Source organism: Tateyamaria sp. (assembly GCF_039940735.1).
Taxonomy (GTDB): Bacteria; Pseudomonadota; Alphaproteobacteria; order Rhodobacterales; family Rhodobacteraceae; genus Tateyamaria.
This window is the reverse complement of sequence record NZ_JBDVGB010000084.1, coordinates 25,434-41,468: the sequence shown is the minus strand read 5'-3', so window position 1 is coordinate 41,468 and position 16,035 is coordinate 25,434. Positions and strand designations below refer to the sequence as shown.

General features: G+C 56.3%; 14 protein-coding genes. 5 read left to right on the top strand and 9 right to left on the bottom strand.

From position 1 onward, the window contains the following. Positions 1-95: 95 nt before the first annotated feature. The 5 genes from betB to ABJF76_RS17130 all read right to left on the bottom strand — a co-directional run bounded on the left by betB (position 96) and on the right by ABJF76_RS17130 (position 5,309). Entirely contained in the window at positions 96-1,553 is a 1,458-nt protein-coding gene (gene betB / locus ABJF76_RS17150) for a betaine-aldehyde dehydrogenase (RefSeq protein WP_413820923.1), read from the bottom strand. 52 nt (positions 1,554-1,605) lie between these two features. Then, complete coding sequence (gene betC / locus ABJF76_RS17145; protein ID WP_413820922.1) at positions 1,606-3,114, bottom strand: choline-sulfatase; 1,509 nt, start codon at positions 3,112-3,114, stop codon at positions 1,606-1,608. Continuing rightward, complete coding sequence (gene betI, locus ABJF76_RS17140; protein WP_413820921.1) at positions 3,111-3,686, bottom strand: choline-responsive transcriptional repressor BetI; 576 nt, start codon at positions 3,684-3,686, stop codon at positions 3,111-3,113. The genes betC and betI overlap by 4 nt, the downstream gene beginning before the upstream one ends. Positions 3,687-3,758: 72 nt before the next feature. Beyond that, positions 3,759-4,661 (bottom strand): DMT family transporter, encoded by a 903-nt coding sequence (locus tag ABJF76_RS17135; RefSeq protein WP_413820920.1) that lies wholly within the window; start codon positions 4,659-4,661, stop codon positions 3,759-3,761. 51 nt (positions 4,662-4,712) lie between these two features. After that, complete coding sequence (locus ABJF76_RS17130; protein WP_413820919.1) at positions 4,713-5,309, bottom strand: LysE/ArgO family amino acid transporter; 597 nt, start codon at positions 5,307-5,309, stop codon at positions 4,713-4,715. A gap of 268 nt (positions 5,310-5,577) precedes the next feature. Between ABJF76_RS17130 and ABJF76_RS17125 the strand changes: the two genes are divergently transcribed. After that, positions 5,578-5,814: a hypothetical protein gene (locus tag ABJF76_RS17125; protein ID WP_413820918.1), complete on the top strand. Its 237-nt coding sequence runs from the start codon at positions 5,578-5,580 to the stop codon at positions 5,812-5,814. Between the two features lie 82 nt (positions 5,815-5,896). On the opposite strand, the gene ABJF76_RS17120 is transcribed toward ABJF76_RS17125, so the two are convergent. Beyond that, positions 5,897-6,646: a YebC/PmpR family DNA-binding transcriptional regulator gene (locus ABJF76_RS17120; RefSeq protein WP_413820917.1), complete on the bottom strand. Its 750-nt coding sequence runs from the start codon at positions 6,644-6,646 to the stop codon at positions 5,897-5,899. Positions 6,647-6,876: 230 nt separating this feature from the next. On the opposite strand from ABJF76_RS17120, the gene ABJF76_RS17115 reads away from it, so the two are divergent. The 3 genes from ABJF76_RS17115 (at position 6,877) to ABJF76_RS17105 (ending at position 11,314) form a co-directional block, all read left to right on the top strand. After that, positions 6,877-8,649, top strand: a complete 1,773-nt coding sequence (locus ABJF76_RS17115; RefSeq protein ID WP_413820916.1) for an SLC13 family permease — start codon at positions 6,877-6,879, stop codon at positions 8,647-8,649. Between the two features lie 134 nt (positions 8,650-8,783). Then, the gene (locus ABJF76_RS17110) at positions 8,784-9,656 is read left to right on the top strand and encodes a bile acid:sodium symporter family protein (RefSeq protein WP_413820915.1); all 873 of its coding nucleotides are present in this window, start codon (positions 8,784-8,786) and stop codon (positions 9,654-9,656) included. Beyond that, positions 9,656-11,314: an FAD-binding dehydrogenase gene (locus ABJF76_RS17105; RefSeq protein ID WP_413820914.1), complete on the top strand. Its 1,659-nt coding sequence runs from the start codon at positions 9,656-9,658 to the stop codon at positions 11,312-11,314. Before ABJF76_RS17110 ends, ABJF76_RS17105 begins: the two co-directional genes overlap by 1 nt. A 31-nt stretch (positions 11,315-11,345) precedes the next feature. Here the strand turns inward: ABJF76_RS17105 and ABJF76_RS17100 are convergent, their stop codons facing one another. Then, the gene (locus tag ABJF76_RS17100; RefSeq protein WP_413820913.1) at positions 11,346-12,968 is read right to left on the bottom strand and encodes a thiamine pyrophosphate-binding protein; all 1,623 of its coding nucleotides are present in this window, start codon (positions 12,966-12,968) and stop codon (positions 11,346-11,348) included. 179 nt (positions 12,969-13,147) lie between these two features. Between ABJF76_RS17100 and ABJF76_RS17095 the strand changes: the two genes are divergently transcribed. Next, on the top strand, positions 13,148-13,609 hold the full coding sequence (locus ABJF76_RS17095) for an Lrp/AsnC family transcriptional regulator (protein WP_413820912.1): 462 nt from the start codon (positions 13,148-13,150) through the stop codon (positions 13,607-13,609). A 66-nt stretch (positions 13,610-13,675) separates the two neighbouring features. Here ABJF76_RS17095 and ABJF76_RS17090 read toward each other — a convergent pair whose 3' ends face one another. Beyond that, positions 13,676-14,182 carry a hypothetical protein gene (locus ABJF76_RS17090; protein ID WP_413820911.1) on the bottom strand — a complete coding sequence of 169 codons (507 nt, stop codon included), beginning with the start codon at positions 14,180-14,182 and terminating at the stop codon, positions 13,676-13,678. A gap of 69 nt (positions 14,183-14,251) precedes the next feature. Beyond that, positions 14,252-16,030, bottom strand: a complete 1,779-nt coding sequence (locus tag ABJF76_RS17085) for an SLC13 family permease (RefSeq protein WP_413820910.1) — start codon at positions 16,028-16,030, stop codon at positions 14,252-14,254. Between the last annotated feature and the right edge of the window lie 5 nt (positions 16,031-16,035).

Genomic DNA, 16,035 nt, shown 5'->3' with positions numbered 1-16,035 from the left:
AGTAAGACTGTCCGTGGGCTGAGGGCGTTTACCGGAAGATTTTATGCCTCCGGCGGGAGTTTATTTTGCAAGATGAATGAAGGATTCTTGTGCTGTTAGAACGGTGCCTCTAGATCGCCCATGCGCACGTAGACCGATTTGAGTTGGCTGTAGTGCGCGATGGCGGCTTTGGAGTTTTCGCGTCCGACGCCGGAGAGTTTGGAGCCGCCAAAGGGGGCTTCGACCGGGGCATCGTTGTAGCTGTTTATAAAACACGTGCCCGCCTCAAACCCGGCAGCCACGCGGTGTGCACGCGTCAAATCGCGGGTGAATACGCCCGCTGCCAGACCAAAGTCGGTGGCGTTCGCGCGGGTCATCACGTCTGCCTCGTCCTCAAAATCCAGCACGGCCATAACGGGGCCAAAAATTTCTTCGCGGGCGATGGACATGTCGTCGGTGACGTCTGCGAAAACGGTGGGTTCGATGTAAAACCCGTCATCTTTTATGCGGTTGCCGCCATAGACCAGTCGCGCGCCTTCGACTTGGCCTTTGGCAATGTAGCCTTCGACGATGCCGAGTTGGCGTTCGGACACCATTGGCCCGAATGAGGTTTCAGGGTCTTGTGGATCGCCGATCACGGCCCCTGCCAGCCGTTCGGACAGACGCGCAAGGAACGCTTCTTTGATGTTTTTGTGCACGAACACCCGTGTGCCGTTGGAACAGACCTGCCCTGAGGAATAGAAGTTGCCCAAGATCGCACCCGACACTGCGTTTTCCACATCCGCATCGTCAAAGATGATGAGGGGGGATTTGCCACCCAATTCCATCGTGACATGTTTTATACCAGCCGCGGCTGCTGCGTATACTTTGCGCCCCGTTGGCACAGACCCTGTCAGTGAAACCTTGTCGACCCGGTCATCTGTGATCAAGGCAGCGCCGACTTCGCCCATGCCTTGCACCACGTTGTAGACGCCCGCAGGCACACCTGCTTCGTGCAGAATTTCGGCCACCTTTAATGCGCAGAGCGGCGTGGTTTCCGATGGTTTGAACACCATCGTATTGCCGCAGGTCAACGCAGGCGCGCCCTTCCAACAGGCGATTTGTGTGGGGTAGTTCCATGCACCGATCCCGACGCAAACACCCAAGGCTTCGCGGCGGGTATAAACCCAGTCTTCGCCCAGTTGGATGTGTTCGCCTGTGAGCGTTGCGGCCATGCCGCCGAAATATTCGAGCGCGTCGGCGCCGCTGGTGGCATCGACTTCGCTGGTTTCTTGATAGGGTTTGCCGGTGTCAAAGGTTTCCAACACTGACAGGTCGTGGTTGCGCTCGCGCATGATATCGGCGGCGCGTCGCAAAATGCGACCCCGTTCGGTGCCCGTCAGCGCCGCCCATGCGGCTTGGGCGTTGCGCGCAGATGACAGGGCGTGGTCGATCACGGCAGGGGTTGCCGCGTGGACTTGTGCGATCTTTTTGCCGGTGGCGGGATAGATCACGTCGATGGGCGTGCCTGCCGTGTCTTCCACGTATGCGCCATTGATAAAATGGCTGGCTTTGGGTTGTGTTGGATAGGTCATGATTTTGATTTTATGCCTTCGGCGAGAGTTTATTTTGCAGGATGAAGCAGGATCATTCGCCCCTTGGGAACCGTTGGTTTTCTTCGACGGCATTGAGGTCCATGTGGTTGCGCATGTAGCGTTCGGACGCTTTTTGCAGTGGTTGATAGTCCCATGGGTAATACCCGCCTTGGCGCAGCGCCTCGTAGACCACCCAGCGCCGCGCTTGGCTGGTGCGCACATCCGCGTCAAAGCGGGCTAAGTCCCAGCGCGCTTGCGATTTCGCTTGTAGTTGGCTGAGTGTGCCTTGATGTGCGGGCACTTCGGCAAGGTTGGTTAACTCATGTGGATCGGTTTCGAGATCGAACAGTTGATCTGGGTCCAGCGCGCAACGGGTGTATTTCCATTTGCCGTAGCGCAGGCACACCATTGGGGCATAGGAGCCTTCGGCGGCGTATTCCATTGCGACGGGTTCTGTCCGTTCTTGGCCCTGCCCTTGTGGCCGCAATGATTGGCCCGTGCTCCATGGGCTGACTTCGGACATGTCCACACCCACCAAGTCGCACAGCGTTGGGCACACGTCGATGTTGCTGACCGGGTCCGTGATCAAACCGGGTGTCATATTGGGTGCACAGATCATCATTGGCACCCGCGCAGAGCCTTCAAAGAATGACATTTTGAACCACAGCCCGCGTTCGCCCAACATGTCGCCATGGTCGGAGACGAATAGGATGATTGCCTCTTGGCGGGTTGTTTCCAGTGCTTCCATCACCTCGCCGATCTTATCATCGAGGTAAGAGATATTGGCGAAGTAGGCGCGACGTGCGCGGCGGATGTCATCATCGCTGATGTTAAAATTGTCGCGGTCATTGGCGTCAAGAATGCGCTGGGAATGTGGGTCTTGGTCTGCGTAGGCAATCGGGCCGATCTGTGGCATCAGGTGGTCGCATTCTTCGTAGAGGTCCCAATATTTCTTGCGTGCCACATAGGGATCGTGGGGGTGCGTGAAGCTGACGGTCAAATGCCATGGGCGGTCATCGTGACCCCGCGCCAAGTCATAGATTTTGCGTTTGGCGTGGTAGGCGACCGCGTCGTCATATTCCATCTGGTTGGAAATTTCGGCCACGCCCGCGCCCGTCACAGAGCCCATGTTGTGATACCACCAATCGATCCGTTCGCCCGGCTTGCGATAGTCCGGTGTCCAGCCGAAATCAGCCGGGTAAATATCGGTGGTTAGCCGTTCTTCAAAGCCGTGCATCTGGTCGGGGCCGACAAAATGCATTTTGCCAGCCAGACAGGTTTGATAGCCTGCACGGCGCAAATGGTGCGCATAGGTCGGGATGGAGGAGGCAAATTCGGCCGCATTGTCATATACCCCGGTCGCGCTTGGCAACTGACCAGACATAAACGCCGCACGACCGGGCGCGCAAAGCGGTGAGGCCGTGTAGCAGTTGGCAAAGCGCGTCGAGCGCGCAGCAAGTTTTTTCAGATTTGGCGCATGCAGCCAATCGGCCGGGCCGTCGGGAAACAGGGTGCCATTGAGCTGATCGACCATGAAGATCAAGATATTGGGCTGGCTCATGCGGCGTCTCCGATCAGGATATCGAGCGCACGCAACGCCGTGGTTTTGGCCACATCGATTGCACCATCCTCGGACAAAGCCGCGCGCAGATACAGCCCATCGATCAACGCACCCAACGTTTCTGCATCCGCGCGCGGATCACCAGACAAAGGACGCAAAGCATGGGTAAGATTGCTGCGTAAGCGGCGTTGGTACAGTTCGAGCAGACGACGCGTTTCGGGGTGCGTTGGGGCGCGCGCATACAGTGTCATCCATGCGCTGATCGTTTCGGGTGCAAAGCACGAAGGTGCGAAACTTGCTGCAATCAACGCCTCGGCACGGGCGCGTGGTGTTCGTGTGTTGCGCAACCCTGCGATGACTTCGGCCCCAAACTCGCGCAAAATATGGCGCATAGCGGCCAAAAATATCTGATCTTTGCCGCCAAAATAGTGATGTGCCAAGGCCGTGGACATGCCAGCACGTTTCGCGATCTGCCCGACCGTGACGTCAAGTGATCCTGCGGCCCCGATTTCTGCTATGGTGGCCTGCACCAACGCCGCGCGCCGGATCGGTTCCATCCCCAATTTTGGCATTTTGCACGCCCCCAGCCTTGCAACACGAAAGACCGTGAGGGTTTTTTATTGATCAGTCAATCAATAAACGCCTTAGACTTTGGTTGCCGTGACTGTCGGCGTCACCGGGCGACGTTTTAGCACCGCTTCGCGCCAAGTGATGAAGGTCACCGAGGCAAGAATAAGTCCGCCCCCAAGGATCACCCAAATGTCCACCGGTTCGCTGAACACCAATGCGCCCAGCGCCACGGCCCAAACCAATTGCAAAAATGTGATGGGCTGAGTGACTGTGACGGGTGCCGCGGCAAAGGCCATTGTCATCGTGAAGTGTCCCGCTGTGGCAAAGCTGGCAACCGCAAACAACAGCCCCAGATCACCCCAGCTGGGCGTCACCCAATTGGCCAACGCAAAGGGTGCTAGCCCAATCGTCACAAAAATCGACAGCATAAAGACAACCACTGCGGGCTTCACTTCGTCCGCCATGATCTTGGCCAACAGGTAAGACCCCGCAAACGCCACGGCGCAAAACAGCATCGCCACGTGGCCGGGTTCGACCTCGCGAAAGCCGGGGCGCAGGATGACGGCCGTGCCGATCAATGCCACAGCAATGGCTGCAATCCGGCGCAAGGCCAGCTTTTCGCCGAGAAACAGCGCAGCACCAATGCTGACATAGACCGGAGCGAGGTAATTCATTGCCGTCACTTCAGCGATGGGAATGCGTGTCATGGCAAAAAACCACAACATCACGCCGCCCGAATGAAACGCGCCGCGCAAGGTAAACAACCGCCACTGACGCGCGCTTAAATGCGCGTCGCGCATCGCAGGTAGCATCGGCACCAAGAAAACAAGCCCCAGCAAATAGCGCAAAAACGCCGCCTCCGCTGGGGGAACGCGCGGGCCCATATACTTAACCAAGGCTGTCACTGCGACAAAGCACAGGCCCGTCACAAGCATCCAGAATATGCCCGTCAGGGGTTTTGGTTCACCGCGTTGCATCGCCTACCAATGGGCGCTGGCGCGCGGGCTTGCAAGGCAGTTCGCGCACCTTCAAAGGTAAAGAAGTTTTAGTGCAATCGCCCACATGGTGGCTGCGATGATCCCGTCCAGCACCTGCCATGCACGCGGATTGGCGAACAGCGGTGCTAAAAGACGCGCGCCATAGCCAAGCGCAAAAAAGAACACGAAGCTGGCCAATACAGCCCCAATGCCAAACAGCAATCGGTCATCGTATTGTGACGAAATCGACCCGATCAACACAACCGTATCCAGATACACGTGGGGGTTCAAAAAGGTCAGTGCCAATAGCGTCAAAATGACACTGCGCAAGCTTTGGGTGTCTGTGCCGCCGGCCTCAAGCACCGCGCCGCCCCGCCATGCCGATCGCGCATTTTTCCAGCCATACCACAACAAAAATGCGGCTCCGCCATATCGCATAACAGGTTCAAACCACGGCAGCGCCTGCGCAAGTGCCCCAAACCCGGCCACCCCGCCAGTGATCAACACCGCGTCGGCCAACCCACAGGTCAGACACACCCAAAACACATGCGCTTGCCGTATACCTTGACGCAAGACAAAGGCATTTTGCGCCCCAATCGCCAGAATGAGGGACAGGGAAAGAAAGAAACCCGGTAAAAATGAGGCCATTTAGATGTTTTGCTCGTCTCAAATGCGGCTGGTTTCGGCACTTTCGCAGCACAAATCCATTTTAGCTATACGTTTCTTGCAACACACCTTTGCAGTTTTTGGGGGGCGCAATCGCATCCCACCCACCCTATATCCATTGAACCGCGCTGAAATTGTGATGCAAGCATGTCTCACCACACATGTTTATCACGACGATCTGAACAGAGATGATTAGCGTATACAACTTAAGGCCGCATAAAGTTGGTCAATAAAAACAAGGAAGCAACCGATGGCAGATGAGTCTCACAGCGTTGATCTGACCGCTCATGACCTCCAATTGATCGAGGCCGCGCTACAGACGCAGGAAAAAATCTTGTCGGTTCAAAGCCGGGCCGGAGGCAGTGCTGCGCGCACCCGCTTGAACGATATCAAAGGCCTGATGCGTCGGCTGCGCCGTCAAACCCCGAGCGCGCAAAGTGCTGCGACCCCGAGTTGGAGCAAAGCTGCGCGGCAGTTGTTTAGGTAACACGTCCAGCGCCCTGACTGGAATCAAAAACGCCGCGCCTGTATTCCAGCGCGGCGTTTTGCAATTTATCAGATCAAAGACTTTAACCTTCGTCGAGCTGTGCCATAACTTCATCGCTGGCTTCGAAGTTGGTTGTGACCTGCTGCACGTCGTCATCATCTTCCAACGCGTCCACCAGCTTCATCAGCTTTTGCATCGCGATGACATCCATTTCGGTTGTTGTGGTGGGGCGCCAGATCAATTTGGTCGACTCTGACTCGCCCAATTCGGTTTCAAGCGCATTTGAAACGTCATTCAGATCCGTATCTGCGCACCAGATCACATGCCCATCTTCAGAGGATTCGACATCTTCGGCACCGGCTTCGATTGCGGCCATCATCACAGTGTCCGCATCACCCACAGCCGCCGGATAGCTGACCACGCCTTTACGATCGAACATAAAACCAACGCTGCCGGTTTCACCCAGATTGCCGCCATTCTTGGTAAAGGTCGAACGTACAGTCGACGCGGTTCGGTTGCGATTGTCTGTCATCGCCTCGACAATCACCGCCACACCGTTGGGGCCATAGCCCTCATAGCGGATTTCTTCGTAATCGTCCCCATCACCTGCTTCGGACTTCTTGATGGCGCGGTCGATCACGTCCTTGGGAACGGAATTGGATTTAGCCTCTTTCACGGCAAGGCGCAGGCGCGGGTTTTTGTCCGGATCCGGTTCGCCCATTTTGGCGGCAATCGTGATCTCCTTTGACATTTTGGAAAACAGTTTAGCGCGGATTTTATCCTGCCGCCCTTTGCGGTGCTGAATGTTTGCCCATTTTGAGTGGCCTGCCATCAGAGCCTCCTGTCTTGCCATATGCGGAAATGCTGTTGGGCGATGCTATAGGGCATTCTGTCAAAGGGGGGCAAGCCCAGCGTGCAAACGCACGACCGCGATGGCGCAGGCAACGACGCAGCTTTTGCACTTTTCCCGTGGTGTTAATTCCCAAGCGCGCGGCCAAAGCGGTACCAAGGTCGCCAAAATCGCGCTGGTCACCACACGCTGACAGGCCTAACGTGCGGCCCATGACAACTGATCAAATTATCCTCTTTTCGCTTTTTGGTGCCGTCTTTGGGCTGCTGCTGTGGGGGCGCTTTCGCTATGATATAGTCGCCTTTTCAGCGCTGATGGTCGCGGTGGTGTTGGGTGTTGTACCCAACAAAGACGCGTTTTCGGGCTTTGGGCACCCTGCAACATTGGTTGTCGCGCTAGTGCTTGTGGTCTCGGCGGGTTTGGTACGGTCAGGTGCGGTGTTTTTGATCACACGCACCCTTGTTGATGCCAGTCGCAGCCTTGGCAGTCACATCGCGTTGATGGGCGCAATTGGCGGGATTTTGTCCGCATTTATGAACAACGTTGCCGCCCTCGCGCTGCTGATGCCTGTCGACATCCAAACCGCGCGCAAAGCGGGACGCAATCCGGGCCTGAGCCTGATGCCGCTTAGCTTTGCGACGATCCTTGGGGGGATGGTCACGTTGATCGGCACGCCGCCGAACATTATCATCGCCACGATCCGGCAAGACAGTCTTGGCGAACCCTTCCGCATGTTCGACTTTGCCCCGGTGGGCGGGATCGCCGCGATTGCAGGTCTGTTGTTCGTCGCACTCGTGGGGTGGCGGTTGATACCGGCCCGCGACGATCAAGACGATGCGCAAGACGCGCTTTCGCAATACATTGCTGAACTGACGGTGCCTGTCGGGTCTAAACTGATCGGCAAACGCGCTGGCGAATTGGAAGAAGATGCCGAAAAGGCAGACGTGGCCATCATCGGGTTGATCCGCGACGGCAAACGCCAATATGGACGCGCGCGCAACGCTGTGTTGGCAGCCAATGATGCGCTTGTGCTCGAAGCGACGCCGGATGCGTTGGATGAATTTCGCGCCGCCCTTGGCTTGGCCGTCGCAGAAGCCACCCGCGAAGAGCGATTGAAAGCCGCGGGCGACGGTGTTGAAATTATCGAAGTTGTGGTCTCTGACCAATCCCGCCTGATCGGACGCACCGCGCAAGCGGTTGGCCTAAGCTGGCGGCAATCAACGATCCTTATGGGCATCTCACGCGGCGGGAAACGGATCACCAAACAGATCCGCAAGACCGAAATCCGCGCGGGCGACATCCTATTGCTGCTGGTGCCACGCGATACTGGCGCGGATGTTACGCAGTGGTTGGGCACCCTACCATTGGCTGAACGCGGCTTGGCAGTGACGGCCGATGAAAAAGTCTGGCTTGCTATCGGGTTGTTTGCAGGCGCGGTGGCCGCGGCCAGTGTTGGGTTACTTTATCTGCCCGTCGCCTTGGGGCTTGTGGTGGTGGCCTATGTGCTGTCCAAGATCGTCCCCCTGTCTGAGCTTTATACCCATATCGAATGGCCTGTGATCGTTCTGCTAGGGTCTATGATTCCTCTGGGCGCTGCGCTTGAAAGTTCAGGCGGCACCGAATTGATTGCAGGCTGGCTTGTCACACTCACAAACGGCATGCCTGCGTGGGCTGTTCTGACGGTATTGATGGTGGTCACGATGAGCTTGTCAGACGTTCTGAACAACACAGCCACCACCATTGTGGCCGCGCCCGTGGGTATTCAGATGGCTCAGACACTTGGTGTATCGCCTGACCCGTTCTTGATGGCAGTCGCCGTAGCGGCATCGGCGGCATTTCTTACGCCTATTGGGCACAAGAACAACACGTTAATCCTTGGTCCTGGTGGGTATCAATTCGGAGATTATTGGCGAATTGGCTTGCCGCTTGAGATTATCGTGGTCGCCGTGAGCATCCCCGCCATCCTTGTGTTTTGGCCACTGTGATGCCCTTGGGAGCCGGAAACTGATCTCAGTTTCCGGACCGTTTTCCCAATTCGGAAAACGGGGCAGCACCCAGCGTCAAGGTTGCGCCACGTACACCGACCCGCTTAACTTCTCAGTTGAGGGAGAGCAAAATCATGGACACATTGATAAACGTAGTACTGCCACTATCCTTGGCCATAATCATGTTCAGTTTGGGTATCGGCCTTACGATCGCTGACTTTGCGCGTGTCCTCAAACACCCTCGTGCTTTTGCCGCCGGAGCCATAGCGCAAGTCATCGTTCTGCCGGCGGTCGCCTTTGTCATCGTGCTGGTATTTAACCTGCCCTCTGCACTTGCTGCCGGCATTATGGTCCTGTCCTTTTGCCCGGGTGGTGTCACCTCTAACGTTGTTTCAAAGTGGGCGCGCGCGGATGTAGCGCTGTCTGTGTCCCTCACGGCTGTCATCAGCCTGCTCAGTTTGGTGACAATTCCTGTCATGACCGCATGGGCTGTGACCTACTTCATGGGGGAAAACGCACCCGACATCTCGATTGCCGCGCTTACCCTTGCTGTCTTTGCCATTACCACCGTACCCGTTTGTTTGGGCGTCTTCGTCCGCCACTTTGCCACCGGCTTTGCCACGCAGGTCGAACCGGTCCTTAGCAAAATGTCTTCTGCATTGTTCATCTTGATCGTCATCGCGGCCGTAGCAAGCAACTGGACATTGTTTACCGAAAACCTGGCCACCCTCGGGCCCAGTTTGATCGCCCTTAACCTCGTGTTGTTGGGATTTGGCTTTGTCATTGCCCGCCTCTTTCTGCTCGACTGGCACCAGACCAAGACCATCGCCGTTGAAACGGGCATCCAAAATGGCACGCTTGGCATCGCGCTTGGCACGTTGATCGCCAATCAACCGGACGGGTTCATGAGCCCACTCACTTTGCCTTCAGCCATCTATGGCGTGACGATGTACATCGTTGTTGTCCCATTCGTTCTGTGGTTTCGCCGCTCAAAAGGCGGCATGTGATGGCCCATGCAGACGCCATTATTGTGGGCGCAGGCCTTGCCGGGCTGACAGCCGCAGCAGAACTTGCCGACCGAGGCAAGCGCGTCATCATCCTTGATCAAGAACCGCGCAGTTTCTTAGGCGGGCAAGCGTTTTGGAGCCTGGGTGGGCTGTTCATGGTCGACACACCGGAACAACGCCGCATGGGCATCAAGGACAGCCGCGAACTTGCCCTGACCGATTGGATGGGCAGTGCACAATTTGACCGCCCCGAAGATGCATGGCCACGCAAATGGGCGGAAAGCTACATCGACTTTGCAGCCGGAGACATGCGCCCTTGGCTGCATGATATGGGCTTGCGCTGGTTTCCCATCGTCGGCTGGGCAGAACGTGGCGGCGGGTTTGCCGACGGGCACGGCAATTCAGTGCCGCGCTTTCACCTAACATGGGGCACCGGCCCGGGTATTATCGAACATTTTGTGCACCGATGCTTTGAACACGAAAAAACGGGCCTCATCCAATTCCATTTCCGTCACCAAGTCGACCGGATCGATATGGAAAACGGTGAGGCCAAAGGCGTCAGTGGAACCGTTTTGGCCGATGACATCGGCGCACGTGGTCAAAAAACCAACCGCGAGGCCACTGGCGACTTTACCTATGAAGCACCGTCAATCGTCGTGACCTCGGGCGGCATTGGTGGCAATTTTGAAATGGTGCGCAAAGTATGGCCGACAGGTCGCCTTGGCCCGGCGCCAAAGAACATGATCGCAGGTGTGCCAGCCCACGTTGACGGGCGCATGATCGCGATTTCTGAAGATGCAGGCGGCCATGTCATCAATGGTGATCGCATGTGGCATTACACCGAAGGCGTCAAAAACTGGGACCCGATTTGGCCCGCGCATGGCATCCGTATCTTGCCGGGGCCATCGTCGATGTGGTTTGACGCGCGCGGCAATCGCCTAAAGCCCCCTGCCCTGCCCGGTTTTGACAGCGTCGGCACTCTGCGCGAAATCCTGAAAACAGGCTATGATTATAGCTGGTTTGTGCTGACCCAAAAGGTGATCAAAAAGGAATTCGCCCTATCCGGATCAGAACAGAACCCAGACCTCACCTCTGGCAAATGGAGCGAAGTCCTGCGCCAGCGTTTACTGTCGGGGTCAAAAGCCACCGGGCCAGTCGAGGCGTTCAAAGAAAAGGGCGAAGATTTTGTAGTTGCCAACACCCTCAGCGACCTCGTGACAGGCATGAACAAGATCGCGAGCGATGCGGTGATCGACGAAAGTCACCTGCGTGCGCAAATCACCGCGCGCGATTTACAAATCGACAATCCGTTTTCCAAAGATGCGCAGATGATGGCCATCCATGCCGCGCGCAACTACCGTGGCGATCGCCTTCTACGCACGGCCAAACCGCACAAATTCCTTGATGCGGCAAACGGGCCGCTGATTGCCGTCAAACTGCATATTCTGACGCGGAAAACGCTGGGCGGGCTGCATACCAACCTCGACAGTCAAATGATCGGCGCAGACGGAAAATGCGTGTCAGGCCTGTTCGCAGCCGGAGAAGTCGCAGGCTTTGGTGGTGGCGGATACCACGGGTACAACGCGCTTGAGGGTACATTTTTGGGCGGCTGCATCTTTTCAGGGCGGAATGCAGGACGATCCAAAGCGATTGCCTGAACACGTTGGGCAGCCTGCTATCAAAGCCGCGTCAGATGCGCATCCGAGGGACATCCTCTGGATCCAATCGCAGTTCTATCAGAAATGGGCCCTTTCGTGTCTCAATCGCTGCCAGTGCTTGTTCAAGCCGATCATTCGAACGTACTTCGACGCCGTCCCCGCCCAAAGATTTTGCAACATCAACAAAAGACGGCCACTGAAATTCAGTCAAACTCGGGTCCATTTTGCGATCCACAAATTGGATATGTTCCGCACCATAAGCGGAATCGTTGGCGATGATGACGATCAGATCAAGCCCAAGGCGCACGGCTGTGTTGAATTCGTTAATGCCGCCCATCATGAAACCGCCATCCCCACTGAACAAAACAACGGGGCGGTCCGGCGCCGCAAGGCTTGCGCCCATCGCTTCTTGCAGGCCCAACCCGATGGCCCCAAAATTGACAGTGCCGACAAAGCTCTGCGGGTCAGAAACTGAAATCCGACACCACACTTCAGTCATGAAACGCCCGCCATCGGTGACAAGCAAACGATCTTTGGGCAAGGCGTCTTCTAACCGTTCAAGGGCGTGAACGTAGTTGACGAACCCCTCTTTGGCTTTGCCAGTCCCGTCGATATGCGCGGTGAGCGTTCCGGGCTCAAGTTCGCGCGTGAAACCGCTTGCTGGGATTTCAGCCTCGTCCAGCCAATACATAATTTTATCAGCCGTTAATCCTGCATCCGCGACCAAAGCGGCATCAGGATGTAACCCGCCGCCAATCGCGACTGGGTCCACATCGATTTGGATGATCCGCTTGTCTTTCATCAGCTTGCCACGATCCGTTGTGAAATCGTGCAACGACGTGCCAAAGCAGATGATGCAATCAGATTGCGCGATCAGGTCATAGGCCGCCGGAGTGGATAATGTCCCAAAGATATCAAGGTTATAGGGGTGATCCTTAAACATACCCTTGGCCTGAAGCGTTGTGGCGACGGGCGCTTCTAACCGGTCGGCCAATCGCACCAATTGGTCCCGTGCCGCGACTGCGCCGCCGCCCGCCAAGATCAAGGGACGGCGCGCCGATGCGATCATGCCGATTGCGTTGTCCAAAACGTCGCCATCGGCCGCACCTCCGGGTTCCATGAACACATCAAGCACTTGGGGGGCGTATTCGGCTTCTTGCCACATAAAATCTGCCGGCATGTTTAACACAATGGGGCGGCGTTCGACCTGCGCGCGGTAAAATGCCCGCGCGACATCTTCTGCGACCGTTGCAGGCGTGCGCAGTTGTTCGAACCCCGCGCCTGTGCTGCCAACGACATCGCGTTGATCGATGCTTTGCAGATGGCGCGGATTGTCGGCGGGCGTGTCGCCCACCAAAATCACCAAAGGTGCCCGCCCGCGCGCAGTTTCCACCAACGCCGTCATACAATTGGTTAAGGCAGGCCCGTGGGTCACGGTCGCAACACCAACCTTGCCCGACACATGGGCATAGGCCGATGCCATCAAAACGGTGCTGCCCTCGTGCGCTGCGGGCACAAAACGACCGCCACTGTCGCGCACAAAACTGTCGACCATAAACAGGTTGGCATCCCCCATCAGCCCAAACATTGTCGTGGTCCCGTGATCTTTGACCGCGCGCGCAATGGATTGATAAACATACTGTTTTTGGCTCATGCGTGTCACCTTGTGCATTGATTAATGCTTGAATAGCTGGATGGGATGTCGAAATTCTGTGATTTCAACACTTTCAAGGTATGTTACTGGGCAAACTGAGGTATACGCTTTCGGAATTAAACACTTTTTGTCAATATTAGGTAAGTTTCGCCAAAGTTTGACGATATTCAGGTAAATTCATGCTCGATACTTTTGAAAAGCTCATCCTCAAAGTCCTGCAACGCGATGGACGCGCCAGCACGCAGGCGTTGTCTGATGCTGTTGGCTTGTCGCCGTCGCCGTGTTGGCGGCGCGTCAAACGGTTGGAAGAAGACGGTTATATCACACGATATGCTGCTATTTTGGACGGCAAGAAATTAGGTTTACACGCCCTTGCCCACGTTCAGGTCTCCCTTGTCAGCCACGACGTGTCGTCGATCAAAACCTTCCATGATTTTGTCAGCCAGAACGAGCAGGTTCTTGAATGTGCGTCCATTACGGGCGACTTCGACTATGTCATGAAAGTTGCGGCCACCGACCCCGAAGCCTTGGAGGATTTCATCATGCGCAACCTGCTTGGGCTTGGCGTTGTGCGCACCACGACGACCACGTTTATCCTAAGGCAGATGAAAGTGTCGGGCGCGTTGCCCGTGGACATGTGACATTGGAATCAAGCGAGACGGTTGATTTTAGCGGCGACAGATCGTCGACCACAGAGTTTTCAGCCCTCAATGTCCTTCACCAAGGCTTTTCATCAGCGCTTGCGAGATAAAAGGCGGTTCACCAAATTGCCGCACCGCGCCGAACCCGTCTAACATGCTCCATTGTGCTGCCATGAACTGCCAATTGCGCGTTTCCCACCCAGCGCGGTTTCGCACAAATCGAGGACGCCATGCGCCATGAATGCGCGCATATAAACGGACCATATCTGCATTTAGGGTCGTTGCGTCGGCCACACGGCGGCGCGCATTCGTCAACATCTTGCGCAAGCGCGCCTCGACCGGGATGGCCGTTTTGGCCCGGCGTCCGGCAAACACCGCCTCAATGGTTGTTCCGCACTCCAAAACCCCCCGCACGATCAAATCACCCCGTCTTGAGTGGGAAAATTGCGGCACCAGTGCAGCGTTGATGATGCAAGGGTGCCGTTTGAACAGCCCCGAATCCTCGTATTCAGGTTTGACAAGACGCGGGTGCAATCTGCGCTCTGCCTGCGCGGGCATCTGTCGATCAGGCAAAGGGTTTCCTCCGGAACCAAATGGCGTCGGAAGCTTAGCAAACGGGCACTTAACAGCCCGTAAAAATTTTCAAAGCGGCCAAATGAAGGGAATGACAAGCGACGCCAACAGACCCACACTAAGGTTCAAGGGGATCCCTACCCGCATGAAATCGCTGAATTTATAGCCACCAGGACCATAAACAAGCGTATTCGTTTGATAACCAATTGGCGTGGCAAATGCACAGGATGCTGCAATCATCACCGCCACCACAAGCGGGCGCGGATCAAGCCCCAAGGCCGTTCCAAGGCTGATCGCAATCGGCGTCATGATAACGGCAACAGCGTTGTTGGACACGATCTCGGTTAGGGTTGAGGTCATCAGGAACACGATGAGCACGATCAAAGGCGCTGGCAGCGTCGCCAAGCCCGGTGACACGCCCTCGACGATCAGTGATATCGCACCTGAATGTTGCAAGCCTGCGCCAACCGCCAGCATCCCAAAGATTAACGCCAGCAATTGGCCATCAACATAAGAGAACGCCTCGTCTGCGTCGATACACCCGCTGACCAGCACGACCGCCACGGCCAACACCGCCAAAAGCAGGATGGGCGCGACATTCAAAGCCGCCAGCACAACGATACCGAACAGTGCAGCCACCGCAATCGGCGCATGTGCGCGCCGAAAAGCGCGTGCCGAAGGGTGGGACACATCCACCATCTCCATTTCCGTCGACAGGCGTTGAATATCCCCGGGTGCGCCTTCCAGCAAAAGGGTATCCCCGACTTTAACCACCAGCGCATCAAGCTGACGCCCGATGTTCTGATTGCGGCGATGCACCGCAAGGGGATAGACGCCGAAGCGCCTGCGCAAACGCAAGGAGCCCAGTGAACGTCCCACCATCTTGCAGCCCGGCGTGATCAGCGCTTCGACCGTGGTGGTTTCAACGGCCGAAACCTGATCCACACGGCGCAGTTCTTTGGTGGCTTGCAGGCTTAACAGTTCGGTCATCTGCGTGCGCAAAACAACGCGGTCACCGACCTGTAAAACCACCTTGGCCAGATCGCGCCGCAAAGACAAATCCCCCCGCACCACATCAATCAAGCGCACGCCTTCGCGTTTGAACAATTGCACCCCCATCACTTCGCGTCCGATCAGGTTGCTGTCAGGGGGGATTACAGCCTCGGTGAAAAATTTCATCTTGGATCGGTCCGACAGCATATTCGCCATGCTGTCGCGATCTGGCAGCAAGCGGGGCGCAAAGATCGACATATAGATCAAACCCCATACGCAGACGACCAAACCAATGGGCAAGATTTCAAAGATGCCAAAAGGTTCCAGCCCCGCGTTGCGCGCCACCCCATCCACCAACAAGTTTGTCGACGTCCCGATCAACGTAAGTGAACCGCCCATGATTGCTGCGTAACTCAGTGGAATCAAAAGCTTAGAGGCCTTCGTGCCCAGCGTCTTGCTCAGCTGGACCATCACCGGAATCATGACAACCACGACAGGCGTGTTGTTCATGATGGCCGACCCACCCATCACGGCTAAAATCACAGCAACTACAGCCGTTTTGGGGCGTGTCTTGGCATTGCGTTCGGCGGTGCGCGTCAACACATCAAGGGCACCCGTTCGCACAAGTGCCCCCATCACAATGAACATCGCCGCAATTGTCCACGGTGCCGGATTGGACAGGACAGCCAGCGCATCGGCGTAGGGCAGAATGCCTGTGGCCAGCATCAATGCCGTGCCAGTGATGGCAACGACTTCGGTCGAATAGGTTTCGCGCACGAACATGATAAACATGACTGCGACCAGAAGCAGTGCCAATATCGGGTTCAGAATGGTCGTGTCATCGAGAAAGCTCATAAAGG